A 26,042-nucleotide genomic window follows, 5' to 3' on the forward strand; every position below is an offset into this window, starting at 1 on the left:
CGCAACGCTGGTCTAAACGAGCTGGCGTTGGGTGATTAGCTCAGTTGGTAGAGCGCTTCGTTTACACCGAAGATGTCGGGAGTTCGAGTCTCTCATCACCCACCAACATCCCGCTCACGTTCGAAAATCTTTCGCATCCCGCACGATCGCAATGATCTGTGCACTTACGAACATGACCTATGATTTTCTCGGCCTATCTTTGATCTCCGCACATCATACATTTGAGGCAGCTACAACATAGGAGTGACTCAAATGAGCTGGAATCCTGCACTTGATCCAGATTGCCCCACCGGCGATGCCGTTGATGCAATTGAAACCGTCATCGTCCCACGTGCCCGTGACCTTGGTGGGTTTGAGGTGCGACGTGCCTTACCTGCGCCGCGCCGTCAGATGGTTGGGCCATTCATTTTCTTTGATCAGATGGGCCCTGCCGAGTTTGTCACGGGGCAGGGGATCGACGTACGCCCGCATCCGCATATCGGTTTGGCGACGGTGACCTACCTGCATCGGGGCGCGATCCATCACCGCGACAGTCTGGGCACTGACCAGTGGATCGAACCCGGCGCGATGAACTTGATGATCGCCGGTCACGGGATAACCCATTCAGAACGGATGGATGGTGAGGCACGAAAGGAGCCACAAAGCCTGTTCGGTATTCAGACATGGATTGCGCTGCCCAAAGGCGCGGAAGACCGCGACGCGGCTTTCATTCATGCGCCGAAAGCGGATCTGCCGCTCATGGAAGGCGAGGGCAAGCAGGTGCGTCTGATCATGGGCGACGCCTATGGTGAACGCGCCCCGGTCGAGACGCCGTCAGAGATGTTCTACCTCGACGCTGTGCTGGAACCGGGGGCAAAGCTGCCAATGCCCGATAACCACGAAGATCGCGGTGCCTATGTGCTTGAGGGTGCGGTCGACGTCGCTGGTCAGACTTACGCGGCCGGGCAGATGATGGTGTTCCGCCCAGGCGATCAGGTGAGCATGACCGCAGGTGCGCAAGGGGCGCGGGTGATGCTTCTGGGTGGTGCGACGCTGGAAGGCAATCGTTACATCTGGTGGAATTTTGTAGCCTCCAGCAAAGAGCGTATCGAAGAGGCGAAGGAGGCCTGGCGTGCCGGAGATTGGCAGAATGGTCGTTTTCAACTGCCACCGGGTGACGATGCTGAGTTCATCCCTTTGCCTGACCGCTAAGAGGATGGTCTGAACCCAACGATTCGCATTGGCGTGGGGCTCATCGCTTTGCGTCAATTCAAGCAAGCTGACGGTGCCGACCTCAACGCAATGGTCGACGCACCGTCAGCGCAGGCGTCAACGAGAAATTCGCGCAAAATCTGCACCGCAGGCCTGATTTACCGTTGACGCCCCCGATGTCCCGCTTTATCCCGCCCTTCACGCGCGGTTGTAGCTCAGTTGGTTAGAGTACCGGCCTGTCACGCCGGGGGTCGCGGGTTCGAGCCCCGTCAACCGCGCCACTTCCTCTTTAAAATATGTCAGTGTTTGCGCGTGAGAGGTCTGGCGTACCGAGTTGTGCTTTGAAGCCGCTCGAAATAGGCCTAGATTACGTGATTGGTGCAAGCGAAGGGCAGAGTTCATGGCAGGCAGATCGTCGGCTGCGCAGTTTTTCAGTTTCGGGCTTGTCGGACTGATCGCGACGCTGTCGCATTATTGCGTGATGTTTCTGGGGCTCTTGTTGCTGCAGATGCCCGTCTTCTGGTCATTTGCCGGCGCCGTGGTTGGGGCTGTTGTCGGATACATCCTGAACTACGTCTACACATTTCAAAGCACCCAGCCGCATCGCGATACATTCTTGCGTTACGCACTGATCACGATCTTCTCGATCCTGCTCAATACAGCGCTGTTCTTTGCATTCTTTGAGATTTTCGGCTTGCCCGTGCCGGTTTCGCAGTTGATCAGCACCGGGTTGGTCTTTGTCGCCAACTACTTTGCGCATAAGACCATCACGTTTGACATCGGAACGACAAAATCACCATGACGGATCCAGAAATCTCGGTTGTCGCACCTGCCTATAATGAAGAGGCATCTGTCAACGCGTTTTATGACAGGGTCGCTGCGGTCTTCGACGACCACGGCATCCGGGGTGAGATTATCTTTGTCAACGATGGCAGCACCGATGGGACCCTGGATGCGCTCATCGCATTGCATGCGCGTGATAGCCGGGTGGTTGTCATCGACCTCAGCCGAAACTTCGGGAAAGAGATAGCGCTGACGGCAGGGCTTGATCACGTGCGTGGTCAGGCCGCGATCCCGATTGACGTGGATTTGCAAGATCCGCCAGAGTTGATTCCCGATCTGATAGCGGCCTGGCGTGAGGGCTACGTTGTCGTCAATGCCCGCAGGCGCAGTAGGCAGGGCGAAACCTATCTGAAGAAGGCCACCGCGTCCGCCTTTTACAAGCTGATGCAAAAGTTTGATCGTCACGCGGCGATCCCCGAAAACGTAGGTGATTATCGTCTGGTCGACCGCAAGGCGCTGGAGGCAATCACCAGCATGCGCGAACGCCACCGGTTCATGAAGGGCATCTTTCATCTGGTCGGTTTCAAACAGACTTTCGTTGACTATGACCGTGACCCCCGCTTTGGTGGCAGTTCGAGCTTCAATTACTGGAAGCTGTGGAATTTCTCGCTTGAAGGCATCACGTCGTTCACCACCTTGCCGCTGCGCCTTTTTGGTTATGTCGGATTTGTCGTGGCGCTGCTATCCTTCGCCTACGGCATGTTCATCATGACCAAGGCGCTCTTCTTTGATGATCCCGTTGCAGGCTTTCCGACCCTTTTTGTATCAATCGCTTTCCTTGGTGGCATTCAGTTGATTGGTCTGGGCGTGATCGGCGAATATCTGGGCCGCATCTTCAATGAAACAAAGAACCGGCCGCTCTATTTCGTCGACACCGTCTATCAGTCGCCTACCGAACCGCTCGTGGTCGAACTCCCTCAAGCTGAGAAATCGGCGCAATAGACGCTTAGACCAGTAAGGTCTCAAGTGGCCGCCAAGGGCCGGTTGGTTTGCGGCTGATCGTGTCGAATGCGTAGAAGTTGCCGCCGCCTCCGGGCTGATCGTGCTGTCTGTCGATAGGCAGGCCGATAAGCGCGCAGTAAAGCAGCGTGCCAACGGCACCATGTCCGACAAACAGGATGTTTTGCGCGGCGTGCCTTCGTAGTGCATTGTCCACAGCATCGACGATACGCGCCTGCGCCGCGCGCGCAGTCTCCCAGCCCTGATAGCTTTCATCTGGCTTTGCAAAGAAAGCATCTGCGGCGGCTTCGAAGGCGGGGCCGGGCAGGTAGCCCGTGCTGCTACGATCATTCTCGCCCATTTCCGGGACGGCGTGATGTGGGCAGCCGAGCGTTGCCGCTAAAATCGCGGCAGTCTCGACGGCTTTCACTTCGGAGCTCGAATAGATGACGTCGGTGTCAGCCAAAGCACCGGATCCTGCCAAGGCTTCGATACGGGCCGCACCGGTCGCGCTCAGCTTCCATTCGGGCACGGGCACATCGGGGTCCTGCACCACTTGTGGATGGCTCAGATATCGGGCGCGGGCCACTACTTCGTCATTTCATGTAAGATCCGTGCCCATGACCGGATGCCCTTGTGGAAGGACGAGAGGTCGTACTTTTCATTGGGCGAATGGATCTGATCGTCATCTTTGCCGAAGCCGATCAGCATCGCGTCCATGTTCAGGATTTCCTTGAAATACCCGGCAATGGGGATCGATCCGCCACAGCCCACATAGGCCGCCGCATTTGGCCATTCGTCAGACAGCGCCTTGCGCGCCTGATCAAAGGCGGGGTGCGTTGTGGTCATCTGCCCGGCGGGACCGGCGCCGTGATCCGCAAATTCCACACTGCAATCGGGGGGCAGCATGTCCTGCACCATCTTGCGGAAGTTTTCGCGGATTTTCATTGGGTCTTGCGTGCCAACAAGACGGAAGCTGATCTTTGCACTCGCCTTGCTGGGCAGCACAGTCTTGAAGCCTTCGCCGGTATAGCCCGACCACATTCCGTTAACCTCGCAAGTGGGGCGCGACCAGATCATTTCGAGCGGACGGCGGCCCTTTTCACCGGCGGGTTCCGACAGGCCTACCTCACCCAGAAAGTGTTTGTCGTCGAATTTCAGATCATCCCACGCGGCGGCGAGTTCATTGGAAAGCTCCGGCACGCCGTCGTAGAAATCCGGGATCGTGATACGCCCGTTTTCGTCGTGCAGGCCCGCGACGATACGGGCCAGCACGCGGGCAGGGTTCATCGCGATCCCGCCATACATGCCCGAGTGTAGGTCTTTATTGGGGCCTGTGATCGTCAGCTCTTCGCCCAACAGTCCGCGCAACTGCGTGATGATCGCGGGCGTACTGTCGCCGTAAAGCCCGGTGTCGCAGATCAGGGCGATATCGGCGGTCAGCTCTTCGGCGTTTTCTTCCATGAAGGGTGTGAGAGAGGGGGAGCCTGATTCCTCTTCCCCTTCGAAGAAAATGCTGATGTTTGCCGGTAGCGTTCCATGCTCCGCCTTCCATGCGCGGCAGGCTTCGACAAAGGTCATCAACTGCCCCTTGTCGTCGGATGACCCGCGTCCTCGGATGACCTTGCCGTTTGGTGTGTCTTCCACCTGGGGATCAAACGGGTCGCGATCCCAAAGCTCCAATGGGTCAACCGGCTGCACGTCATAATGTCCATAAAACAGAACATGTGGACCATCGCCGCCACTATGCGCCACAACCATCGGGTGGCCGGGCGTTGGGCGCTTGGATGCCTCAAATCCTATTGATTGCAGGTCTGCCACGAGCCAGTCGGCGGCAGTGTCACACTCTTTCTTATAGGCCGGATCGGTTGAGATGGACGGGATCCGCAGAAGCTCCAAAAGTCGGTCGGTGGCTTGCGGCAGGTCGGCGTCAATACGGGTGAGGACGGGGTCGAGCGACATGGTCAATCCTTTGTGCTGTCTTCCGGGGCAAGGTGCCATGCTCAGCCTGCGCGTCAATCGGATTTCGCTAAGCCGCTCAATTCATACGCAAAGCGATTTGGGGTAGGGCAAGCCTGACTTTGATCTGCATCAACGAAGCTTTAGTCTGAAACCGTCATGACGGGGTGACAGAATGTAGCGTGTTGCCGACCCGGGCACCGCCCTATATGACGCTTAGAACGATTCAAAGACCGCCTGAAAAGTGGGCTTTGTGACGAGGATAAGGACGTATCAGTGGATTACGACGCCCAACTGGATAGCGCAATTAACCGGCTGCACGATGAAGGTCGCTATCGCACATTTATCGACATTGAGCGCAAGCGCGGCCAGTTTCCCCACGCAACATGGCGCAAGCCTGACGGGTCCGAACAACCGGTGACGGTATGGTGCGGCAACGACTATCTGGGTATGGGCCAGCATCCTGTCGTTCTGGCCGCTATGCACGAGGCGATAGATGCAACCGGTGCGGGATCCGGTGGCACGCGCAACATTTCTGGCACGACCGTCTATCACAAACGGCTTGAGGCTGAGCTTGCGGATTTGCACTGCAAAGAAGCGGCGCTCTTGTTCACCAGCGCCTATATCGCGAATGACGCAACGTTAAGTACGCTGCCTAAACTCTTCCCCGGGCTGATCATTTATTCGGACGCGTTGAACCATGCTTCGATGATTGAAGGCGTGCGACGCAATGGCGGCGCGAAGCGGATTTTCCGCCACAATGACCTTGATCACCTGCGCGAATTGGTGGCAGCGGACGACCCCGCCGCGCCAAAAGTTATCGCCTTTGAGTCCATTTATTCGATGGATGGCGACTTTGGACCGATTGAAGCGATCTGCGATCTGGCTGATGAATTCGGTGCGCTGACCTATATTGACGAGGTCCATGCGGTCGGCATGTACGGCCCTCGCGGTGCCGGCGTGGCAGAGCGTGACGGCCTGATGGGCCGCATCGACATCATCAATGGCACCTTGGCCAAGGCCTATGGCGTGATGGGTGGTTACATCGCGGCATCAGAGAAAATGTGTGACGCGATAAGATCTTATGCGCCGGGCTTCATATTCACAACGTCCTTGCCGCCCGCCGTGGCAGCAGGTGCTGCGGCATCAGTGGCGCATCTGAAGACCGACCAGTCTCTGCGCGACCAACACCAGACCCAGTCGAAGATTTTGAAGCTGCGCCTGAAGGGCATGGGCCTGCCCATCATTGATCACGGAAGCCATATCGTGCCGCTGATCGTGGGAGATCCGGTGCATACAAAACAGCTCTCTGACATGCTGCTGGCGGATTTCGGAATCTACGTGCAACCGATCAATTTCCCGACCGTCCCGCGCGGGACCGAGCGGTTGCGCTTTACCCCATCGCCGGTTCACGGCCCGCGCGAAATGGATGCACTTGTCAGCGCTTTGGACAGTCTTTGGTCACATTGTGCGCTAAATCGCGCCGAACTCGCCGGTTAACACTTTTTCAATAAGTGCATGTGCCCTGTGGATATGTTATCCGTTTCAAAGGCGTACACGACTTTTTGATTCGAAAAGACGCGGGCGCTTAGGGGCAGTAAGCGACGGGACAGTCGATGATCGGGAAGACCTTCAAGCGTGACGACGCATCGGAGGACGTTGAGGCAAAAGGCTTTGACGACTTTGAATTGCGTTTGGGCGATTTGATGCGCGGTGAACGTGCGACGATGGGCAAAAGTCTGTTGGACGTTCAGCGCGAGTTGAAGATCAAGGCAGCCTATATTGCTGCAATCGAAAATGCTGACCCGTCCGCCTTCGACACACCGGGATTTATTGCAGGCTATGTGCGGTCCTATGCGCGTTACCTGAATATGGACCCCGATGAGGCGTTTGACGCCTTCTGCACAGAAAGTGGATTTGAGACCGCGCACGGCATGTCGGCGGCGGCCTCCTCGATCAAGCCAAAAGTTGGTGAGCCGGTCCTGAGCCCGCTGGGCAAGGACATTTTCACAGCTTCCGAAACGCCTTTTATCCCCGTTGGCGACGCCGTTTTGTCGGCTGTTGAGCCGCGCGCGATCGGATCAATTGCTGTGCTGATCGCCTTGATTGGTGGTCTGGGTTATGGCGGTTGGACGGTGCTGCAGGAGGTGCAGAAGGTCCAGTTTGCCCCAGTGGAACAGGCTCCTATTGTTGTTGCAGACATTGATCCGCTGGCGGGTGCGTCAAATGCGTTGCGCACCAGCGATCCACTCGCAATCGTTAATGGCCCGACAAGTGATGCGCTCGACCGGCTGTATCGTCCGCAAGCGTTAGATGTGCCGGTGCTAGTTGCCCGTGATGCACCGATCTCGACCCTGCGCCCTGATACCATTGGTGCACTTCTGCCTGATCAATCCTTTGAACCGCCCGTCGCGGTGGCAGAGGCGGATGTTGCGGCGGATTTGCCGTCCCCTCCACCGATCCAGGTGGTCGAAACACCGGTGCCTGAAGTGCAACTGGTCGCTGTGCGCCCCGCTTGGGTGCGCATCCAGTCCGCCGATGGCACAGTGATCTTCGAAGGTGTGATGGAACCGGGTGAGAACTTTGTTGTCCCGGCAACGGAAGAGCCAGCAACGCTGCGCGTGGGTGAAAGCGGTGCGATGTATTTTGCCGTGAATGGCACGCATTACGGGCCTGTTGGGCCGCGTGGCGTTGTGACATCGAATGTCGAACTCACGCCTGACAGCCTGACATCGACTTATACAGTTGCTGATCTGACGCAGGATGATGATCTGGCTGAGATCGTCAATTTTGCCGAGGTGCAGGCGGACGAATAATCGCAGCGCTGATTGCTTGCCGCGGGTGGTGTTGGTGCTTAGGTTATGCGCAAAACTGGCACCATTCGGAAAGCTGCTGACATGTCGCTGAACCACGTTCGCCCCTGGCGCAATATCTATCGCCGGAAATGTCGTCAGATCATGGTGGGGTCAGTGCCTGTCGGGGGCGATGCCCCGATCAGCGTGCAGACCATGACGAATACGCTCACCACAGATGTGAAAGCGACGATTGAACAGGTTAATGCCGCCGCTGATGCGGGAGCAGACATCGTAAGGATTTCGGTGCCGGATGAGGCGTCGAGTGCGGCGCTGAAGAAGATCATTCCTGAAGTGTCCGTGCCAATCGTGGCGGACATTCATTTCCACTATAAGCGCGGGATTGAGGCGGCGGAGGCGGGGGCGGCCTGTCTGCGGATCAATCCGGGCAATATCGGCGATGAAACGCGCGTGCGCGAGGTCATCAAGGCCGCGCGTGACCACAATTGTTCAATCCGGATTGGGGTGAATGCCGGCTCACTCGAAAAACACCTCCTCGACAAATACGGAGAGCCATGCCCGGACGCGATGATCGAAAGCGGGCTCGATCACATCAAGATCCTGCAGGATAACGATTTCCACGAATTCAAGATCTCGTGCAAAGCCTCAGACGTTTTCATGGCCGCTGCAGCCTATCAGCAATTGGCCGAAGCGACTGATGCACCGATCCATCTGGGCATTACCGAGGCGGGTGGGCTGGTTTCTGGCACGATCAAATCGGCCATCGGTCTGGGCAACCTTCTGTGGATGGGGATCGGCGATACGATCCGCGTGAGCCTCTCTGCCGATCCGGTGGAGGAGGTCAAGGTCGGCTATGAAATCCTTAAATCGCTGGGCCTGCGCCATCGCGGGGTGAACATCATCTCGTGTCCCTCCTGCGCGCGTCAGGGCTTTGATGTGATCAAAACCGTCGAGGAACTCGAAAAGCGGCTGGAACACATCAAGACACCAATGTCCTTGTCGATTATCGGCTGTGTCGTGAACGGCCCGGGCGAGGCGCTGATGACCGATGTGGGCTTTACTGGCGGGGGTGCCGGGTCAGGCATGGTCTATCTGGCGGGCAAACAGAGCCATAAGCAATCGAACTACGACATGATTGACCATATCGTCGAACAGGTGGAAAAGAAGGCTGCTGAGATCGAGGCGGAGCAGGCGGTGCAAGCTGCCGAATAACGCTATTCCGCCCTGAGTTCCGCCACCACGGCCAGCATCTCATCCGCGGGTAAGAAACCACGGAGCATCTGGTCCTCGACCACGAAAGTCGGTGTTCCGCTGATCTGGAGCTGCTGTGCGAGCGCACGGTTTTCCGTAATAATATCGCCGACCTTGTCATCATCCATCATCGCTGCAATCGCATCATGGTCGAGGTCGAAGCTCTCACTCAGCCGGGCGAGCGCCTGGTTGCTGATCTCGCCCTGAAACTCCATCAGGGTGTCATGCACGACTTTGTAGGTGTCATCGCCCGCGACAAGCTGCGTCGCGATGGCATAGCGTGCGGCAAGGACTGATGGCTCGCCCAGGATCGGGAATTCCTTGATGATGTAGCGGATATTGCCATCGGCGCTCAGCACGTTCTGCACCTCTGGAAAGGCGCGTTTGCAGAAGCCGCAGCGGTAATCCATGAATTCGACAATCGTGATGTCGCCATCCGGGTTGCCGCCGACAAAGGAATGCCCGTCATTGAACAATGCATCGGCGTTCGCACGGGCAAGTTCGATATCATTCAGCCGCTCCGCCTCAGCCTCGCGGGCCTGCAAGACGCCGATGGCCTCGCGGATAATTTCCGGGTTTTCAAGGATATAGGCGCGTACTTCGGCGCGGAATGCGTCACGTTCCGCGCTGCTCATCGCATCGAGCTCCAGCGCGGACGCGCCGCTGGCCAATCCAAGGGATAGGGGAAGAGCGAGGCGCCAGATCATCGAACAACTCCGGGGTTAGAACCGATGCAGGTGTCAGACCATATCCGCCCTCATTTGCCAAGGTGCATTGACGTTACATGCCAGTGAAAGGCAAACAGGCCGCAAAAGCAAAGAGGCAAGGCAGATGCGACAGTCCCACAGAGGTGAGGTTGATCCGTTTATCGTGATGGATGTCATGGAAGCGGCTCGAAAGGCCGAGGCGACGGGGCGTCATATCATCCATATGGAGGTGGGACAGCCGAGCACCGGCGCGCCAGCTACCGCGCTTGCAGCGCTTGTTGAGGCGATGGACACGCCACTTGGCTACACGGTTGGGCTGGGCTTGCCTGACCTGCGCGCAAGTATCGCGCGGCATTATGCAGAATGGTATGGCGTCGACCTTGACCCGGGCCGCGTTGTGATCACGAGCGGCGCATCGGGAGCGTTCCTGCTCGCCTTTTCGGCGCTTTTCGACAACGACGAGCGGGTGGGTCTGGGCACGCCGTGCTATCCATCTTATCGCCAAATCCTGAAAGCCGTTGGTTTGCAGCCCGTCGATATTCCCACGACCTTGGCGCAGCGGTTTCAGCTGCGACCAGAGGGTGTCGCAGCCCATGATCTGGCAGGCCTTATCGTTGCTTCGCCGGCGAATCCGACGGGCACGATGCTCGACGAAGCAGCGTTGCGTGCCTTGGCCCAGGCTTGCGCTACGCAGAATGCGGCACTGATTTCGGATGAGATTTATCACGGCATCGATTATGAAACATCGCCGGTGACCGCCCTGCAGGTTACCGATGACGTCTATGTCGTCAATTCGTTCTCGAAGTACTTCTCGATGACAGGTTGGCGGGTCGGTTGGATGGTCGTCCCGGAGACCCATGTGCGCAGGGTTGAGCGGCTGGCCCAGAACATGTTCATCTGCGCACCCCATGCAGCCCAAGTGCTCGCGCTGCATGCGATGGATTGCACCGAAGAGCTGTTGGCGAACAAAGCTGTCTACGCCGCCAACCGCGCGCTGATGATTGACGGTCTCAAAGCCGCGGGTTTCGACCGTTTCGCGCCGCCGGATGGCGCGTTCTATGTCTATGTGGATGTGTCCGAATACACCGATGACGCGGTAGCCTTTGCCGCCGAAATTCTGGATGTGGCTGGTGTGGCCGTGACACCCGGCGTCGATTTCGACGCGGCACGCGGGCAGCATTGGCTGCGGTTTTCCTACGCGCGCAGCACCGATGATATCCGCGAAGGGCTGGACCGTCTCGCGTGCTTCATGCAAGAGCGTCGCGCGTGATCAGGTGGCTTGTCCTTTGGATTTGCCTTGCAACCGGTGCAACGGCGCAAGTGACCATCGACCCGGATCGCAGCGTTGTCCGCGACGGATGGTGGAGCTTGCGTGTGGAGCTCGCGCTAAGCGATGTGACCCCATACCGGGTTTTCACCCTCGACAACCCCCGGCGGCTCTTCATTGATTTTGAAGATGTGGTTTGGGACGGCGTCGACAGCCAGAAGCTGCGCAGCGGTGACCGGGCAATGGCACTGCGGATCGATCCGCTGCATTCGGGTTGGTCGCGGATGGTTGTCGATCTGGCCGAGCCGCTGAACATTGTTGAAGCAGGCATGCGCGGAACGGGGGCTGGGGCGGACTTGACGGTGGTCCTTGAGCAGGTATCCGGCGAGGAATTCGCTGCGGCGGCGGGGGCACCTCCTGATCTGGGGCGGGTCGCGCTTGCGGTAATTGATCGGATGCCCTTCCCGCCTGTGACAGATACGGATGATTTCGTCGTGGTGCTCGATCCTGGGCATGGCGGCATCGATCCCGGGGCGGAACGCGGCGGTTTGAACGAAGCGGAATTGATGCTGACCTTTGCCGAGGAAGTTGCGGCTGAGCTTAACGCACTCCCCGGCATCTCTGTCGTGATGACGCGCGACGCCAACACGTTCGTGCCACTCTTTACCCGGATGAGCATTGCGCGGGCCGCCGGGGCGGACCTGTTCATTTCCCTGCACGCCGACGCGCTTGTTGAAGACGAAGCGCGAGGCGCGTCCGTATACACGCTGTCCCAGACTGGCGAAGAACGCGCCGGGCAGCAGGTGGTCGAACGTCATGAGCGTGATGACTTGCTGGAAGGCCTCGACCTGCAGGCACAGGGGGATCAGGTTGCCGCGGCGCTGATGGATTTGGCGCGAGCAGAGACCGGGCCGGAAGGTGCACGCTTTGCCGAAACGCTGGTGAGCGCGATGCGCGCTGAGGGGGTTTATCTCAATTCCCGGCCACGTCGCGAAGGGCGGTTTGCGGTTCTCTCGGCTGCCGACTTTCCGGGTGTGCTGCTTGAGGCTGGCTTTTTGTCAAATGCCGAAGACCGGGCTGTGTTGCAAAGCGCCGAGGGCCGCGCCCGAATTGCACGCGCTGTTGCTACTGCTGTGGATGCGTTTCGGGATCAAGCCGACTGATACTGGGCAAGCCAGATTGTATGTCCGCCGCAGTCTGGGTCTTCGGCCATATGGTGGAGGACACGAAAACCGTGGTTATGCAGCAGATCGCGATATTCGTCGGCTGAAAGCGACGCGTGATATATGGGCGCGCCTGCCACCTGTCCAATCGCTTCACCCGCGACGTGACCAGATGTAAACATCAGCGCTGCTCGGGGCGCAGCGTGCGCCTTGAACACCGCAAACATGGCACGTTGGTCATTCGCTGACAGATGGAAAAAACTGTCCCAAGCGAGGATCGCATCGAATGCCCGATCCAAAGCCAGTTGCCGCATATCCGCCCGCACGACCGTTGCATCAGGCAGGTTCTGCGTGAAAAGCGCGGTCAGCGGTTCGCTCGCATCAACTCCCGTTATCTGCGCGCCGCGATCAGCCAGATACGTTGCGATGGGCTCGCCTGCGCCGCAGCCCAGATCAAGCACACTGACAGCACCTTTGGCGCGCGGTGCCGCGTGCAGCATCCGGTCGAGCCACGGTTTCTCAAAAAGGCTCCGGGCCCGGTCACGTGCCCAGGCGGTGCCGTGTTTTTCGTATATCGTGATGACATCTTCGGGCTTCATCTGACCCGCATGCCCTGTTTGCGGATGCGTGGCAACGGTCGGAAATGGTCGCAAGAACGCGGCGGCATCGCACCGCCGAACGCGACGTTTGGCCTTTTGACCATTCGCGCGGTCAGGCGTATAAGCGGGCTAACGATTAGAACTGGATACCGGCTCGTGTTGCGCTTATTTTTCTCATTCCTTGGCGGTTTGTTCACGCTGGTGACCCTTGGCTTGGTCATGGGCGCCTTCGTGGCTGGCGGCGTGCTTTATATGTATGGGCGCGACCTGCCGAGTTACGAGACGCTGTCGCAATACACCCCTAAAACGATCAGCCGAATCTATTCGAACGAAGGTGAGATCATCGATGAATTTGCGCTGGAACGGCGCCTTTTCACACCTGCTGAAGAGATCCCCGATATCGTCAAACAGGCCTTTATCTCGGCCGAAGACAAGAACTTCTACGAACATGCGGGCTATGATCCGATGGGGATGGTTGCTGCGTTTATCGATGCGGTTGAGTCCCGCGGCGAGAATTTGCGCGGTGCCTCGACGATCACCCAGCAGGTGATGAAGAACTTCCTGCTTGATGGCTCGCGCACCGCTGAGCGGAAAATCAAAGAGATCATTCTGGCCGCGCGGATTGAAGGCGCGATGCCCAAGGAACGTATCCTTGAGCTTTACCTCAACGAAATTTTTCTGGGTCAGAACAGCTATGGCGTGACGGCGGCGGCACTCACCTATTTCAACAAACCGCTGACCGCATTGTCACCGGGCGAGGCTGCCTATCTTGCATCGCTGCCGAAAGCGCCGAGCGACAGGCATCCGGTGCGTGACCGCGAGGCGGCGATTTTCTGGCGCAATAACACGCTGCGCGAGATGTACGAGAACGGGTACCTTGATCTCGCCACCTATAATGCCGAGCGCGAGGCAGACTTGCTGACCGTGCAGGGCGGTGATTATGAAAGCTTCCGCACCAGCCTGCCGGATCGCGACTACTTCACAGACGAGATTCGCCGTCAGCTCAGCCAGAATTTCGGTGAGGAGGAGTTCTTTTCAGGCGGCCTCTCGATCCGCGCGACGGTTGATCCCGAATTGCAGGTTGTCGCACGGCATTCCCTGCAACGCGCGCTTGAGGACTATGATCGCGAATTGCAGGAGTGGCGTGGCACCGGCGAGACCATTCCCGAAGAAGCCCTGCAAAGCGAAGAGGCGTGGCGCGCCGCGCTCGCGGCCATCGATGTGGCCCGCGATATCGATCTTGATGGGCGCTGGTATCCCGCCGTTATTCTCGATGTTGCTGAAAACACGCTGACGATCGGTATAGAAGATTTCGTGGCGACGGACGCCGAGCCTTCCATCGTGCCGCGCGAAGATATCCGCTGGATGGCGGGCAATTTCTTTGACAATTACACGCCCGGCGATGTGGTTCACGTCAGGCGTTTTCTGGACAATGACGGCAACTTCGTGCGCTGGTCTTTGCGGCAGGTACCTGAGGTCCAGGGCGGTTTCATGGCGATGGACGTCAATACGGGCCGCGTGATCGCGATGCAGGGTGGGTTCAGCTACCAGCATTCGGTCTTTAACCGCGCCACGCAGGCGCAGCGTCAGCCGGGCTCTTCCTTCAAGCCGTTTGTTTATGCAGCCGCGCTCGACAGTGGCTATTCGCCTGCGACCATCGTCGTAGACGCGCCGATCACCATCAATACGCCGCAAGGCACGTGGCGTCCGCGCAATTCTTCCAACCGGTTCTATGGACCTACGCCGCTGCGCACCGGGATTGAGCGTTCGCGCAACCTGATGACCATTCGCCTCGCGCAGGAAATTACGATTGACACCGTTGGTCTCTATGCCGAGCGGTTCGGCGTTTACCAGGACATGAACCGCGTCTTGGCGGCCTCGCTTGGCTCGGACGAGACGACGCTATTCAAGATGGTGGCGGCCTATGCGATGTTTGCCAATGGGGGTGAGCGTGTGGAGCCGACGCTCGTCGACCGCGTGCAGGATCGGTTCGGCAACACGGTCTATCGCCACGACCAGCGCAATTGCGTGAATTGCGAGGGCTATGTGCTGGCCGAGGGCGAGGCGCCGCGCGTCGTGTCCAATCGTGTCCGGGTAATGAACGAGATTACGGCCTATCAGTTGACGTCCATGATGAAGGGCGTGGTTGACCGGGGGACAGCCGCAAGTACCGTGAACTTGCCCGTGCCAATTGCGGGCAAGACCGGCACGACCAACGACGCCAAGGATGTTTGGTTCGTTGGCTTTTCATCGAACATCGTTGCGGGCTGCTACATCGGCTACGATACACCGCGCACGCTGGGGCGTGGCGCGTCCGGTGGTGGCACTTGCGGTCCGGTCTTCAATCGGTTCATGTCTGAGGCCATCGAGAAGTATGGTGCCGGCGCGTTTGAAGTGCCTGCGGATTGCCAGTTCATCAATATCGACCGTTATAGCGGCGCACGCCTGCCTGATGGTGCCAGCGGTGAGAATGTGATTGGCGAATGCTTCCGCCCGGGGGAGGAGCCGATCTTTGGCATCATGTTTGATGGTGGCTTTGCGATGGCGCAGGATTTGCCGCTTTTTGACGAGGTACCGCGCGCCGCGCGTGAGGTGACGACATCGACGGGCGATACTGCCACGGTCGGGCCCAAGGCCACGTTCGGGACGCTTTCGACAGGCGGTCTTTACTGACACCGCTTGTCGCCCCGCGTGCCCCGCGCTAAGACCGATCAACACCAGAGCTTCGATCAGAGTACCCGCCCCATGCGAGCAGAGACCCAGAACATCGTGGACGCGATTGAGAAGTCGCTTAACCTGCTCGCGCAGCGGATGGATCATGAAACGGCCCCGCATAGGTTGGAAGAATTCAACGCGCGGGTCGAGGATCCCACGCTGTGGGATGATCCGGAGGCCGCGCAAAAGCTGATGCGCGACCGGCAGATGCTTGTTGATGCGATGACGAACTATGACAGCATCCGACAGGAACTTTCGGACAATGTCGAACTGATCGCCCTGGGCGAGATGGAAGACGATGCCGATGTGGTGGCAGAGGCGGAAGAGGCCATCGCCGCATTGGAAAAGAAGGCCGCGCAGAAAGAGCTTGAGGCGCTCCTCGATGGTGAGGCGGATGCCAATGACACCTTCCTTGACATCAATGCGGGCGCCGGTGGCACCGAGTCATGCGACTGGGCCAATATGCTCGCCAGGATGTACGTTCGCTGGGCCGAGAAGAAGGGTTACAAGGTTGAACTGCAATCTGAGCAGCCGGGGGATGAAGCGGGGATCAAATCGGCCTCCTACAAAATCAGCGGTCACAATGCTTATGGCTGGCTGAAATCTGAAAGCGGTGTGCACCGGCTGGTGCGCATTTCGCCCTTCGATAGTGCGGCCAAGCGCCATACCTCGTTTACCTCTGTGAAGGTCTATCCGGTTGTCGACGACAATATCGAGATTGAGGTGAACCCCGCCGATATCCGCATCGATACTTACCGGTCATCCGGTGCTGGCGGACAGCACGTCAACACCACCGACTCCGCCGTGCGGATCACCCACCATCCGACTGGGATTGTCGTCACAAGTTCGGAAAAGTCCCAGCACCAGAACCGCGACATCGCGATGAAGGCGCTGAAATCGCAGCTCTATCAGATTGAGCTGGATAAGCGCTCCGCCATGGTCAATGAAGTCCATGAAAACGCCGGTGATGCGGGGTGGGGCAACCAGATCCGGTCTTACGTTTTGCAGCCTTATCAGCAGGTCAAGGATCTGCGCACGAGCTATACGACCTCGGATACAAAGGGCGTGCTGGATGGTGATCTGGATGGGCTGATGGCGGCGACACTGGCGCTGGATATGTCGGGCAAGGGACGCGACGCGGCGAATACCGAGTAACAGCGATCAGTCTTTGGACGCACCGCCCTGACTGTTTCTTTGCCCCATCTTGCGGACGAGAACGGTGCGCAGATCATGCATCGCAAAGATCAACCTGTCGCTCAAAGCATCAAGCTGTGTCGCAACAGCTTCGGATTGCACCCACTGCGCCGTCATTGAAAGACGATCGATGAGGTCTTCAGCGTCCCGATACTTCCGCTCTTGCAGGTGTTCCTGACGATCAGTCAGCCAGTTCTGAATGGCCGTCCTGTCATCATCTGTCAGCGCGTGATCCTGCACAGCCTTGAAATCGCCACGCTTGGTGTTTGCAACGGCGATTTGCTGCATCTCAATCCGACGTTGTCGGTTTGCTGGATTGATGCGAAACACCAACGCCCCGTTTTCGCGGATACGGAAATGATATTGCCTGTTCGGGTTCGTCGGATTGGCGACATCCGCTTCGGTGGCAGAGTTTGCCTGATGTGAGAGGGGTTTTTGCGTGCCGTCAGCTTGTGGCTTCGTCATGCGCGGATCGCAGTGCTGCTGTCACTATACACCTCATATGCTGGTCCATACGCGCAGAGCTCATCCCGGATGGCGTTCACCTCATAGAGTTTGAGGACACCCAACCGCGTCGGCCCATATGCACCGACGCGTCCGTCAAGCGCAGGGAACAATTCGAGGATTTCTGAAAGGGTATCGTCTGCCATTTCATTGGTAGCCGTATCGCCGAGAAAGAAGGATTCTGACCAGAGCCCCGCGACATTCACCAATTCATGCTGATCAAAAAGCACATGGATGAACTCGACATCAGTGCATGCATCATCAATCACGATACTCTCATCATTGACCAGAAACCGCGCGGGGATCAGCACGTCGTTGGCGTCGAACAAAAGTTCGCCCAACGGCGAAGTCAGTGCAATGCGATGTTGCTGCGAGACCCTCACGTCGCAAGATGGCACATTCGGTGCGATCGCGTCTTTCCTGATCAAGACCGGACGCAGATGCGGGCACTGTTGCAGAACGCGTGCATTCAAATGCCGACACCCAATCCACCTGACAGGCTTGGAGACGCCCTCGGCCACAAAGACCATGTCACCGACTTTCAGCGTCTCAACAGGTCGTGGGCCCGTGGGCGTTTCGACACAAGAGCCGCTGGTGAAGCATACAAAGTCGGGTAACTCATCATATTCACTCGGCGCCGCCGCTGTAGCGCCGTTATTTGTGTCTTCAATGACGTCATTCACGTCTACCGAACCCTCGGTCAGGAACATATACTGCTGGCCCACAAACTGCACGAGTGTGAAGGTGACGCTTTCGCCGTTCACTGTGCCGGTATAGGTCTCGAAGGTTTGAAAAGCGGTCGAGTTCCCGATGAATCCGGGAATGCTACTGACATCTAGCTGCTGCGTAAGATCCGAGTCAGGATTTTCAATTGATGTATCGTTATCAACAATGTCCACAGAGAATTCGGCGATGACGGTGACGTCTTCGGTGTCAAACGGGTCTTCATCAAGTTCGTAGATCGTGATCGAGGGCATTGGCTCATCCTCTTATCGACAATTACTAGTCTATCCTCGCGCGATTTAAGTATTTTCGTCAACCGTTTTGGTTGTGCGACCTGCATCGGGTTCTTGCAGCGGCATCAGTCATAACTGTTGCTTTTGATTGTCGAGTAGATCGTTGCAGCCTCTCTACAGGGTTGCAAACCGCCGCATCCGCGCGCGATGATATCGGTGTGTTGCAGTTGGGGGAGGCATGGCATGGCAGCGACTGACACACTCAGTGGGGGCGCCGCACGCCCCACAGTGCAGCGCCTGTCGCTCGGCGATTTGGGAGAGGTCATGCGCGCAGGCTTCACAGACTTTCGCCGCGCCCCGCAATTCGGCCTGTTCTTCAGCGCCGTCTATGTGTTCGGGGGCTTCCTGATGCTGTGGGTCGGGGCAGGGCATGTGACCTGGACGCTTGCAACATCACTCGGCTTTCCCCTGATCGCCCCCTTTGCCGCCGCTGGACTCTACGAAGTGAGCCGCCGGATGGAGAAGGACCAGGCGCTTGAATGGGGTGGTATCCTTGGCATCGTCTGGCAAGAACGGTCGCGCCAGCTCCCGTGGCTTGGCGCGATCATCGTCATCTACTTTCTGTTCTGGACCTTTCTGGCCCATATGATCTTTGCGCTTTTCATGGGGCTTTCGACCATGACAAATGTCACCGAGAGTTATGACGTCTTTCTGACCCCCAATGGCCTGATGATGATCGCGGCGGAACTGGTCGTCGGCGCAATCCTAGCGTTTCTGCTTTTTGCGTTGACCGTTGTCAGCCTGCCGCTTGTCCTGGATCGCGAGATTGATTTCGTCACGGCCATGCTCGTAAGTCTGCAAACGGTGCGCGAGAACCTGACGGTCATGCTGGTTTGGGCCGGGATCATCGCGGTGCTGACCCTTCTCGCGCTCCTGCCATGGTTTTTGGGTCTGATGATTGTTCTTCCCGTCCTGGGCCATGCCACTTGGCATCTCTATCGCAAAGCGCTGGCATAGGCTGGTTGACACCGTCCGAGGTCCGGTCATGCTGACCAAAAAGGACGGAGCCTTTCATGGAAATCACGCATCTGATTGCATTCAACCTTGCCCTTTTCGCGGCCATCGCCAGCCCGGGTCCGGCGCTGGTGGTCGCGATACGCACCACGCTCAGTGCCGGTCGCAGGGCCGGCATCGCAGTTGGTCTGGGACTGGGACTCGTGGCGAGCCTATGGACACTGGCGGCGCTGTTGGGGCTGGAAGCGGTGTTCAGCCTCTTTCCTTGGGCCTACGCCTTGGTCAAGACGATTGGTGCGCTTTATCTGATCTATGTGGCTTACAACATGTGGGTGCATGCCCGCGCCCCGATTGGTGCGGCAGAGACGTCCGGACGCCATGCCTTCCGGCAAGGGGCGATGATTAACATCCTCAACCCCAAGGCCGTCCTTTTTGCGGCAGCCGTCCTGATCGTCATCTTCCCGGCAGAGATGACAGTGGCGCAAAGCGCGCTTGTCGTGTTGAACCATCTTATGGTCGAGGTTCTGTTTTACACCTGCCTTGCCTTTGCGATGAGCAGTGCGGCGGTCAGCCGACGGTATCTGCGGGCAAAGGTCTATATCGACAGGGCTGCAGCGGCTGTGTTGGGTGCTTTGGGTCTGCGGCTATTGGTCAGCCGGACATAAGAAAGGGCGCCCGTGGGCGCCCTCAAAATCGTCTGAACCGAGTGTCAGGTCTTGGCTTTCTCTGCCGGAGCCGCTGCAGGTGCAGTTGTCGGCATTTTCTTGGCGCCTGTCGCCAGCGGATCGTCCTGACGCTGCACGCTGCCTTCGAAATGCGCACCGCTTTCGATAGCGATAGTCTTGTGGATAATGTCACCCTCGACACGTGCGGTTGAGGTCAGGCGGACCTTTAGGCCGCGCACGCGACCAATGATGCGGCCATTGACCACAACGTCGTCGGCCATGACTTCACCCTTCACCGTGGCGCCTTCGCCAACAGTCAGCAGATGGGCGCGGATGTCGCCTTCGACCTGGCCTTCGACCTGTATGTCACCGGAAGTCTTGATGTTGCCGGTGATCAGCAGGTCCGAAGACAGCGCCGAGGCCGCGGGTTTTGCCTTTGGGGCGCTGGATTTGTAGTCGCCACCGGCTTTTGCAGCATCTGCGCCCTTGGCGTTTTCAGTATCGCCCGATTTCGGGCCTGGTTCGTTGATTTTTGATTTAGAAAACATTCTGTCCAGCTCTTATGTAGATCATGGGGTTTACAGGATTGCCGTTGATGCGGACTTCATAGTGCAGATGGGGGCCCGTCGAGCGACCGGAATTCCCAATAGCACCAATTTTCTCACCGCGCGAGACCCTTTGGCCAACTTGGACATCCATAGAGTTCAAGTGTGCGTATCTTGTCTCAATGCCAAAGTCATGGCGGATCTTGATCAGCCGTCCATAGCCGGATGACCAGCCTGCATGGGTAACAACACCATCGGCAGTGGCATAGGTAGGCGTGCCGATCGGCGCGGCAAAGTCGGTGCCATTATGCATCCGCCCCCAGCGTGGGCCAAAACCGGATGTGTAGCGGAAGTTCGACTTCACGGGGATTGAGAACGGCGCCTTCTCGGCAGCGATCCGGTAAAGGTTGATACGATCCATCGCACTGAGGATCGCATTGGCACGCAATGCGTCCGGATCCGGTTCGCCGCCGCGAGTTGAGAACTGTAGAGGCGTCAACGGCCCTCCAGTGCCCGAGTAGCCCCGGCGTACCTGATTGATCAGGTTTTCAGGGTTCATGCCAGCTGCACGGAACATCTCATCAAGTGGCTCGACCGAGACCAGCATCGCCTCTTCCAACTGACGAAAGATCTGGTCATTGCGCTCTTGGAGGAGTCTGAGTTCCAGTTCCATTTCTTGCGCGTGTTCGATGGCGAACTCGGCGTCTGCCGCAATCTGATCCCGCTCTGCAGCAGTTTCGGCAAGGGCATCGGCAAGCAAATTCACGGTGCCTGCGGCTTCATCCGTGATTGTTGCACCCTCGGGATCGTCGTTTTCCGCGGTCATTGCGGCCACTTGGGCACGGGCTTCTTCGCGGGCACGCATCGCGTCGCGCAATGTGGCCTGCACCGCTTCCATCCCGGTTTCCAGTTCTCGGCGTTTTTCTTCGGTCGCCAGAAGCTCGGATTGCATGATCGAGATTTGCTGCAACGCGGAGTTAAAGCGCTCTTGCGCGGCCAGCGCTTCCAGCGCGCGTGCGTCGCGTTCGGATGACAGTGCATTCAGCCGTTGTTCATAGGTCAATTGATCACGCTGCGCCTGGGCGCGAAAGTTTCCGGCGCCAATGCTATCCATGAGCAAAATGGCAGTGGCCACGATCGTCCACGCGACAACGGCAATGCAGCCAGTCCACGCGACAAGCTGCGTTTCAGGCTTCAGCCGAATAAACCGTGTCTCATTATCTGAGCGAAGAAATAGGCGTCTTTCCGGGAAACGCCTTTCAAGAAAGGCGTGGATTCTCTGAGAAAACCGTGATCTCACAATGTGGTTCCGTCCCGTTTGATGTCGTCTACCTGCCCCCCACCGGCATCGCCCACCGTGTTAGTCGGACTCAGCCAGTGCTGCAAGATTTTTGCGCATTGGCGCGGGAATTACGCGTCGTTTGTTGACCTGTGCGCGAGGAACTGCCGATGACCTTGCGGCAAATGATTCTGGCGCAGAACGAAGCGGGTTGTGCTTGCACGCATGACCACACTGGGCTTTGACGTCGCCTTTGCTTGGCGGATCAGTCAACTGCTAACCCGTTTTTAATTGTTCGCGCGGTAGACAAACCGGGCTGTAACGAAATGGGAAAGCAAGGGGATCACTTTGGCTGAACATATTTCAGAAAGCATCGCGCTTGATGTCGAGAGTTGGTTGGATGCCCCCCAGCCGATCATCGAGGTGTTGCAGGCGCGAAAGGCCGACAAGATCATCATCGACGCCTCCGATGCACCTGCCATTCCGGCGCAGGTGGCCCAATTGCTGATTGCAGCCCAGCAAACGGCGCTGATGCATGATGGCGCATTTGAAATCCAGAACCCTTCAGAGGCAGCAAAGCGGAGCCTGGCAACGCTCGGTCTGTCTGATCTTTTGCAGGATGAAGACGCATGAGCGAAAAGACTGTTCTTGTCATCGACGACTCACGCACAATTCGCAGGCTTGTTTCGCAAACGCTTACTGATGGTGGTTTTGCGTCGGTCACGGCCGAAGATGGCGCCTTGGGTGTCGAGGCTTTCCAGAAAGAGCGTTTTGATGCCGTCATCACAGATATCAACATGCCAAATCTTGACGGTTTTGGTGTTTTGGAGGCGATCCGCACAGGTCCGTCCAATCGCAAGGTGCCGATCCTCGTGCTGACGACCGAAAGCTCGCAAGAGTTCAAGGACAAGGCGCGCGGGCTTGGGGCCACTGGCTGGATCGTCAAACCTTTCGACGACAAGCAGCTGATCGAGATCCTGAACTTGGTGACCGGGGCCAACGCCGCATGAGTATGGACAGCCTCCGAGAGACGTTCTTTGCCGAGTGCGAAGACTTGATTGAATCGTTGACCGAGAATCTGGAGCTTGTGGCCAGTCACGAATGGGACACGGAAACCATCAATGCAATCTTTCGGGCCGTCCATTCCATCAAAGGCGCAGCCGGGGCATTTGGCTTCAACGATCTTGTTGATTTTGCGCATCATTATGAGACAACGCTTGATCTGATCCGCTCGGACAAGCTCGACATTAGTGGTGATGTTCTACGTGTCATCGTTCGCTCGGCGGATAACCTCGCCGAACTGGTAGACGGATCACGCATTGAGGGCACACCAGTACCAGAAGCAACGCATGGGCTGATTGATGAACTAGTCCAGCTGTCTGGTGCTACTCCGGACGAGGGAGCGGTCGAAGAAGAGTTTGTTTTTACGCCGGTGGCGGCCTTGTCGATTGATATCGACGCAGACCCGATTGAACGGTTCGAAATCGCGTTGATGCCGCATGCGTCACTGTACCTAAGCGGTAATGATCCGCTGCGTCTAATCTCTGGGCTGGAAAAACTGGGCAAAATTCATGTGGAATGCGTCACCGAAGACGTTCCCGATCTTGATACCTTCAATTTTGACGAAAGTCATCTGTCATGGCGACTGACGCTAGAGGGGACCAACGATGAAGATGCCGTGCGTGAAATCTTCCAGTTTGTTGAAGGTCATTGTGATATTCAGATCGATCCGATTTTTGCAGACAAACCGGCTGAAATGCATGCGGAGATCCCTGCAGCGGACTTGGCCGAGCCTGAACCGTCGATACCGGATGATAAGCCCGTTGCGGTTTCTCAGCCAGCGCAGAGGCCACCAAAGCCCTCCGGAGCGACACAAGCCGTGCAGTCGACGCTCCGCGTGGATCCAGAGCGCGTTGACCGTCTTATTAACAGCGTTGGCGAACTGATCATCAATCATGCTGTAATTGATCGAAATCTGAAGGAAAGCGGCCTGGTTTCAAACTCCGAAATCACTACGGCGCTTGACGACTACGGTACGCTCGCGCGCGAGATCCAAGAAGGTGTGATGGCAATTCGCGCTCAACCCGTCAAATCCCTATTCCAACGGATGGGTCGCGTGGTGCGAGAGGCCGGCGAAGCGACTGGCAAAAGCGTATCTTTCATCACAGAAGGTGAAACGACCGAAATCGACAAGACAATGCTAGAGCGTCTGGCAGACCCCTTGACCCATATGTTGCGCAATGCCGTTGATCACGGGATCGAAGACCCTGCGAGACGCGAGGATGCCGGCAAGGCGGTCGAGGGCATTGTCCGGCTATCAGCAGCACATCGTTCCGGGCATGTTGTGATCGAGATCACTGATGACGGAGCCGGTCTCAATCGCGAGAAGCTTTTTGACAAGGCAGTGGAAAAAGGGATCGTCACAGCCGATGCAAAGCTTTCGGAGCCGGAGATATACAATCTGCTCTTCGCTCCAGGTTTCTCAACTGCCGAAAGCGTGACGAACCTCTCGGGCCGCGGTGTCGGAATGGATGTGGTTAAGACTGCAATCACTTCCTTGGGTGGTAAGGTCGCAATAACCAGCAGTCCGGGAAATGGCTCGACCTTCACCATTTCGTTGCCCTTAACCCTTGCCGTTCTCGACGGAATGATTGTCGAGGTCGGTGCCGAAACCATGGTTCTGCCGCTATCCAGTATTGTCGAAACCATACGACCGGCCGCCAGCGACATCCAGGAGGTTACACCCGGTGAATGGGTTTTGTCGGTGAGAGGTACATTTGTGCCAGTAGTCAACCTGAATGCACTGATGGGCCTTGATCAACCGAATGATACCGACAGCAACCGTGTCTTTGTTTTGATAGATGCAAATGATGCGACAATTGCCGTATCGGTTGATGCGATTCAAGATCAACGGCAAGTCGTTATCAAGAGCTTAAAGGGCAATTATGGCGCCATCACCGGCATCGCTGCCGCGACAATTCTTGGCGACGGAAATATTGCCCTAATTGTTGATACGGAGGCTCTTAGTGGCCTTGCTGCATCTCGACGCTTCTCTCAATCCCATGAACATTTGGAGCTGCAGTTTTGACCGATATCGAAACGACGGAAAAAGCAAAGATCACCGAGTTCGTCTCTCTGCGTGCAGGCGGCCAAGGCTATTGTGTCGAGATTACGTCCATCCGAGAAATCAGACGCTGGCGTACCGTGACGTCCTTGCCGAACTCCGACAAATCCATCCTAGGGGTCATGAACCTACGTGGCGCTGTCATCCCCATCATCGATCTTGCTGCCCGCCTCGGATTGCAAATCACAGAAGTTGGTCCACGCAGCGTTGTCGTGGTCGTTGCTGTTGGGAACCGGGTGATCGGTCTGCTCGTCGAAGCAGTATCTGAGATCTTATCGATCGTCGCAGACGAAATCCAACCAAACCCCACTCAGGGTCATGATGGCAATGACGGTCAAGTTGTGGGGCTGGTGTCCGTTGAAGAAGAAATGCTCAAGATTTTGGCGCTTGATACGATCGTTGATCGTGATGCGGAGGAAGTAGCATGAACTTGCATGCACCATCGAACGGCATGACTGGCGAATCTGACCTTTCGCAAGCCGACTTTGAACGCATTGCACAGGTTGCAAAATCTGGCTGGGGCCTCAATCTTGATAAATCAAAGAGACCACTGATCAAATCGCGGCTCAATAAGAGGTTGCGCGCATTGGCGCTGCCTGACTTTACAACATATTGTGCATTGATTGAGGCAAATGACAAACATGAGATCGGTCATTTCATTACCGCGTTAACAACAAACGTCACAAGCTTTTACCGTGAAGTCCACCATTTTGAGTACCTCGAAAACGCCGTTATCCCAGATTTGATGGCGCGCGCAAAGCGCGGCGAACGTGTCCGCCTCTGGTCAGCTGGGTGTTCATCGGGGCAAGAACCATATTCGTTGGCTGGTTCTCTTTTGAATTTTGACAAAGAGGCGTGCAGCTATGACCTTAAGATTCTCGCGACTGACATTGATGCTTTGGTTCTTGATAAAGCAAAGAGAGGGGTCTACGGACAAGATGATTGCACCTTCCCATCGCCCTCCCATGAATCCCGCGTACTGAAACGCCCCGCAGGCGACAGTCACCGCCAAGTCTGTGAGGCTTTACAGAGCCTCATTTCGTTTCGTCATCTCAACCTTGTCGATCACTGGCCAATTTCTGGAAAATTCGACGTCATTATGTGCCGCAACGTCGCCATTTACTTTGACAAACCGACGCAAGCTCGGCTTTGGTCACGCTTTAGCCAGTGTTTACAACCAGATGCATACCTCTTCATAGGCCATTCTGAGCGGATCGCCGATCCCGAAGAAATCGGTTTTTGTGTCGCGGGTACCACCACCTACCGTCTGCGTCCAATGACGAAATCATCATCGGGTATTTGAGGAGAGACGAC

25 protein-coding genes and 2 tRNA genes are annotated in these 26,042 nt (G+C 57.1%); 19 read left to right on the forward strand and 8 right to left on the reverse strand.

Features of this window, described 5'->3' with window-relative positions:
• The first annotated feature begins 29 nt into the window (after positions 1-29).
• The 5 genes from SLH49_RS11250 (at position 30) to SLH49_RS11270 (ending at position 2,976) form a co-directional block, all read left to right on the forward strand.
• Positions 30-105: transfer RNA gene (locus SLH49_RS11250), tRNA-Val, on the forward strand.
• Positions 106-252: 147 nt separating this feature from the next.
• Positions 253-1,191: a pirin family protein gene (locus SLH49_RS11255; RefSeq protein WP_320269243.1), complete on the forward strand. Its 939-nt coding sequence runs from the start codon at positions 253-255 to the stop codon at positions 1,189-1,191.
• Between the two features lie 204 nt (positions 1,192-1,395).
• Positions 1,396-1,472 (forward strand) — tRNA-Asp (locus SLH49_RS11260).
• Positions 1,473-1,591: 119 nt separating this feature from the next.
• Complete coding sequence (locus SLH49_RS11265; protein WP_320269244.1) at positions 1,592-1,993, forward strand: GtrA family protein; 402 nt, start codon at positions 1,592-1,594, stop codon at positions 1,991-1,993.
• Entirely contained in the window at positions 1,990-2,976 is a 987-nt protein-coding gene (locus SLH49_RS11270; protein WP_320269245.1) for a glycosyltransferase family 2 protein, read from the forward strand. Before SLH49_RS11265 ends, SLH49_RS11270 begins: the two co-directional genes overlap by 4 nt.
• A gap of 4 nt (positions 2,977-2,980) precedes the next feature.
• On the opposite strand, the gene SLH49_RS11275 is transcribed toward SLH49_RS11270, so the two are convergent.
• Together SLH49_RS11275 and SLH49_RS11280 are read right to left on the reverse strand one after the other, a co-directional pair.
• On the reverse strand, positions 2,981-3,562 hold the full coding sequence (locus SLH49_RS11275) for a histidine phosphatase family protein (RefSeq protein ID WP_320269246.1): 582 nt from the start codon (positions 3,560-3,562) through the stop codon (positions 2,981-2,983).
• On the reverse strand, positions 3,562-4,935 hold the full coding sequence (locus tag SLH49_RS11280) for a M20/M25/M40 family metallo-hydrolase (RefSeq protein WP_320269247.1): 1,374 nt from the start codon (positions 4,933-4,935) through the stop codon (positions 3,562-3,564). The genes SLH49_RS11275 and SLH49_RS11280 overlap by 1 nt, the downstream gene beginning before the upstream one ends.
• 273 nt (positions 4,936-5,208) lie before the next feature.
• Between SLH49_RS11280 and hemA the strand changes: the two genes are divergently transcribed.
• From hemA to ispG, 3 genes are all read left to right on the forward strand, one after another.
• Positions 5,209-6,432 carry a 5-aminolevulinate synthase gene (gene hemA, locus SLH49_RS11285; RefSeq protein WP_320269248.1) on the forward strand — a complete coding sequence of 408 codons (1,224 nt, stop codon included), beginning with the start codon at positions 5,209-5,211 and terminating at the stop codon, positions 6,430-6,432.
• A gap of 116 nt (positions 6,433-6,548) precedes the next feature.
• Complete coding sequence (locus tag SLH49_RS11290; protein WP_320269249.1) at positions 6,549-7,748, forward strand: helix-turn-helix domain-containing protein; 1,200 nt, start codon at positions 6,549-6,551, stop codon at positions 7,746-7,748.
• Between the two features lie 81 nt (positions 7,749-7,829).
• Positions 7,830-8,957 (forward strand): flavodoxin-dependent (E)-4-hydroxy-3-methylbut-2-enyl-diphosphate synthase, encoded by a 1,128-nt coding sequence (ispG, locus tag SLH49_RS11295; protein ID WP_320269794.1) that lies wholly within the window; start codon positions 7,830-7,832, stop codon positions 8,955-8,957.
• Between the two features lie 2 nt (positions 8,958-8,959).
• Here ispG and SLH49_RS11300 read toward each other — a convergent pair whose 3' ends face one another.
• On the reverse strand, positions 8,960-9,703 hold the full coding sequence (locus SLH49_RS11300; RefSeq protein ID WP_320269250.1) for a DsbA family protein: 744 nt from the start codon (positions 9,701-9,703) through the stop codon (positions 8,960-8,962).
• Between the two features lie 124 nt (positions 9,704-9,827).
• On the opposite strand from SLH49_RS11300, the gene SLH49_RS11305 reads away from it, so the two are divergent.
• Together SLH49_RS11305 and SLH49_RS11310 are read left to right on the forward strand one after the other, a co-directional pair.
• Positions 9,828-10,973, forward strand: coding sequence for a pyridoxal phosphate-dependent aminotransferase (locus SLH49_RS11305; protein WP_320269251.1), 1,146 nt, complete (start codon positions 9,828-9,830; stop codon positions 10,971-10,973).
• Entirely contained in the window at positions 10,970-12,133 is a 1,164-nt protein-coding gene (locus tag SLH49_RS11310; protein ID WP_320269252.1) for an N-acetylmuramoyl-L-alanine amidase, read from the forward strand. Before SLH49_RS11305 ends, SLH49_RS11310 begins: the two co-directional genes overlap by 4 nt.
• Here the strand turns inward: SLH49_RS11310 and SLH49_RS11315 are convergent.
• Positions 12,121-12,732 carry a class I SAM-dependent methyltransferase gene (locus SLH49_RS11315; protein WP_320269253.1) on the reverse strand — a complete coding sequence of 204 codons (612 nt, stop codon included), beginning with the start codon at positions 12,730-12,732 and terminating at the stop codon, positions 12,121-12,123. The genes SLH49_RS11310 and SLH49_RS11315 overlap by 13 nt on opposite strands.
• A gap of 156 nt (positions 12,733-12,888) precedes the next feature.
• On the opposite strand from SLH49_RS11315, the gene SLH49_RS11320 reads away from it, so the two are divergent.
• Complete coding sequence (locus SLH49_RS11320; protein ID WP_320269254.1) at positions 12,889-15,405, forward strand: PBP1A family penicillin-binding protein; 2,517 nt, start codon at positions 12,889-12,891, stop codon at positions 15,403-15,405.
• Positions 15,406-15,477: 72 nt separating this feature from the next.
• Complete coding sequence (gene prfB / locus SLH49_RS11325) at positions 15,478-16,602, forward strand: peptide chain release factor 2 (RefSeq protein WP_320269255.1); 1,125 nt, start codon at positions 15,478-15,480, stop codon at positions 16,600-16,602.
• Positions 16,603-16,608: 6 nt separating this feature from the next.
• On the opposite strand, the gene SLH49_RS11330 is transcribed toward prfB, so the two are convergent.
• Positions 16,609-17,106, reverse strand: a complete 498-nt coding sequence (locus SLH49_RS11330) for a hypothetical protein (RefSeq protein ID WP_320269256.1) — start codon at positions 17,104-17,106, stop codon at positions 16,609-16,611.
• Entirely contained in the window at positions 17,103-18,122 is a 1,020-nt protein-coding gene (locus SLH49_RS11335; protein ID WP_320269257.1) for a Hint domain-containing protein, read from the reverse strand. The genes SLH49_RS11330 and SLH49_RS11335 overlap by 4 nt, the downstream gene beginning before the upstream one ends.
• A 222-nt stretch (positions 18,123-18,344) precedes the next feature.
• On the opposite strand from SLH49_RS11335, the gene SLH49_RS11340 reads away from it, so the two are divergent.
• Positions 18,345-19,118 (forward strand): DUF2189 domain-containing protein, encoded by a 774-nt coding sequence (locus SLH49_RS11340; protein WP_320269258.1) that lies wholly within the window; start codon positions 18,345-18,347, stop codon positions 19,116-19,118.
• A 56-nt stretch (positions 19,119-19,174) separates the two neighbouring features.
• Positions 19,175-19,780: a LysE family translocator gene (locus SLH49_RS11345; RefSeq protein ID WP_320269259.1), complete on the forward strand. Its 606-nt coding sequence runs from the start codon at positions 19,175-19,177 to the stop codon at positions 19,778-19,780.
• Between the two features lie 44 nt (positions 19,781-19,824).
• On the opposite strand, the gene SLH49_RS11350 is transcribed toward SLH49_RS11345, so the two are convergent.
• Positions 19,825-20,328: a polymer-forming cytoskeletal protein gene (locus SLH49_RS11350; protein ID WP_320240036.1), complete on the reverse strand. Its 504-nt coding sequence runs from the start codon at positions 20,326-20,328 to the stop codon at positions 19,825-19,827.
• A complete protein-coding gene (locus SLH49_RS11355) occupies positions 20,318-21,625 on the reverse strand; it encodes a M23 family metallopeptidase (RefSeq protein ID WP_320269260.1) in 1,308 nt (435 codons plus the stop codon). Before SLH49_RS11355 ends, SLH49_RS11350 begins: the two co-directional genes overlap by 11 nt.
• Positions 21,626-21,952: 327 nt before the next feature.
• Here SLH49_RS11355 and SLH49_RS11360 point away from each other — a divergent pair, with 327 nt between their 5' ends.
• The 5 genes from SLH49_RS11360 to SLH49_RS11380 are packed head-to-tail and all read left to right on the forward strand — an operon-like array spanning position 21,953 to position 26,031.
• On the forward strand, positions 21,953-22,237 hold the full coding sequence (locus SLH49_RS11360) for a hypothetical protein (RefSeq protein ID WP_320269261.1): 285 nt from the start codon (positions 21,953-21,955) through the stop codon (positions 22,235-22,237).
• Entirely contained in the window at positions 22,234-22,614 is a 381-nt protein-coding gene (locus SLH49_RS11365; protein WP_320269262.1) for a response regulator, read from the forward strand. Before SLH49_RS11360 ends, SLH49_RS11365 begins: the two co-directional genes overlap by 4 nt.
• Complete coding sequence (locus SLH49_RS11370; RefSeq protein ID WP_320269263.1) at positions 22,611-24,692, forward strand: chemotaxis protein CheA; 2,082 nt, start codon at positions 22,611-22,613, stop codon at positions 24,690-24,692. Before SLH49_RS11365 ends, SLH49_RS11370 begins: the two co-directional genes overlap by 4 nt.
• Positions 24,689-25,156, forward strand: a complete 468-nt coding sequence (locus SLH49_RS11375; protein ID WP_320269264.1) for a chemotaxis protein CheW — start codon at positions 24,689-24,691, stop codon at positions 25,154-25,156. The genes SLH49_RS11370 and SLH49_RS11375 overlap by 4 nt, the downstream gene beginning before the upstream one ends.
• A complete protein-coding gene (locus tag SLH49_RS11380; RefSeq protein ID WP_320269265.1) occupies positions 25,153-26,031 on the forward strand; it encodes a protein-glutamate O-methyltransferase in 879 nt (292 codons plus the stop codon). Before SLH49_RS11375 ends, SLH49_RS11380 begins: the two co-directional genes overlap by 4 nt.
• The last annotated feature ends 11 nt before the right edge of the window (positions 26,032-26,042 follow it).

The organism is Cognatiyoonia sp. IB215446 (assembly GCF_033963825.1).
Taxonomy (GTDB): Bacteria; Pseudomonadota; Alphaproteobacteria; order Rhodobacterales; family Rhodobacteraceae; genus Yoonia.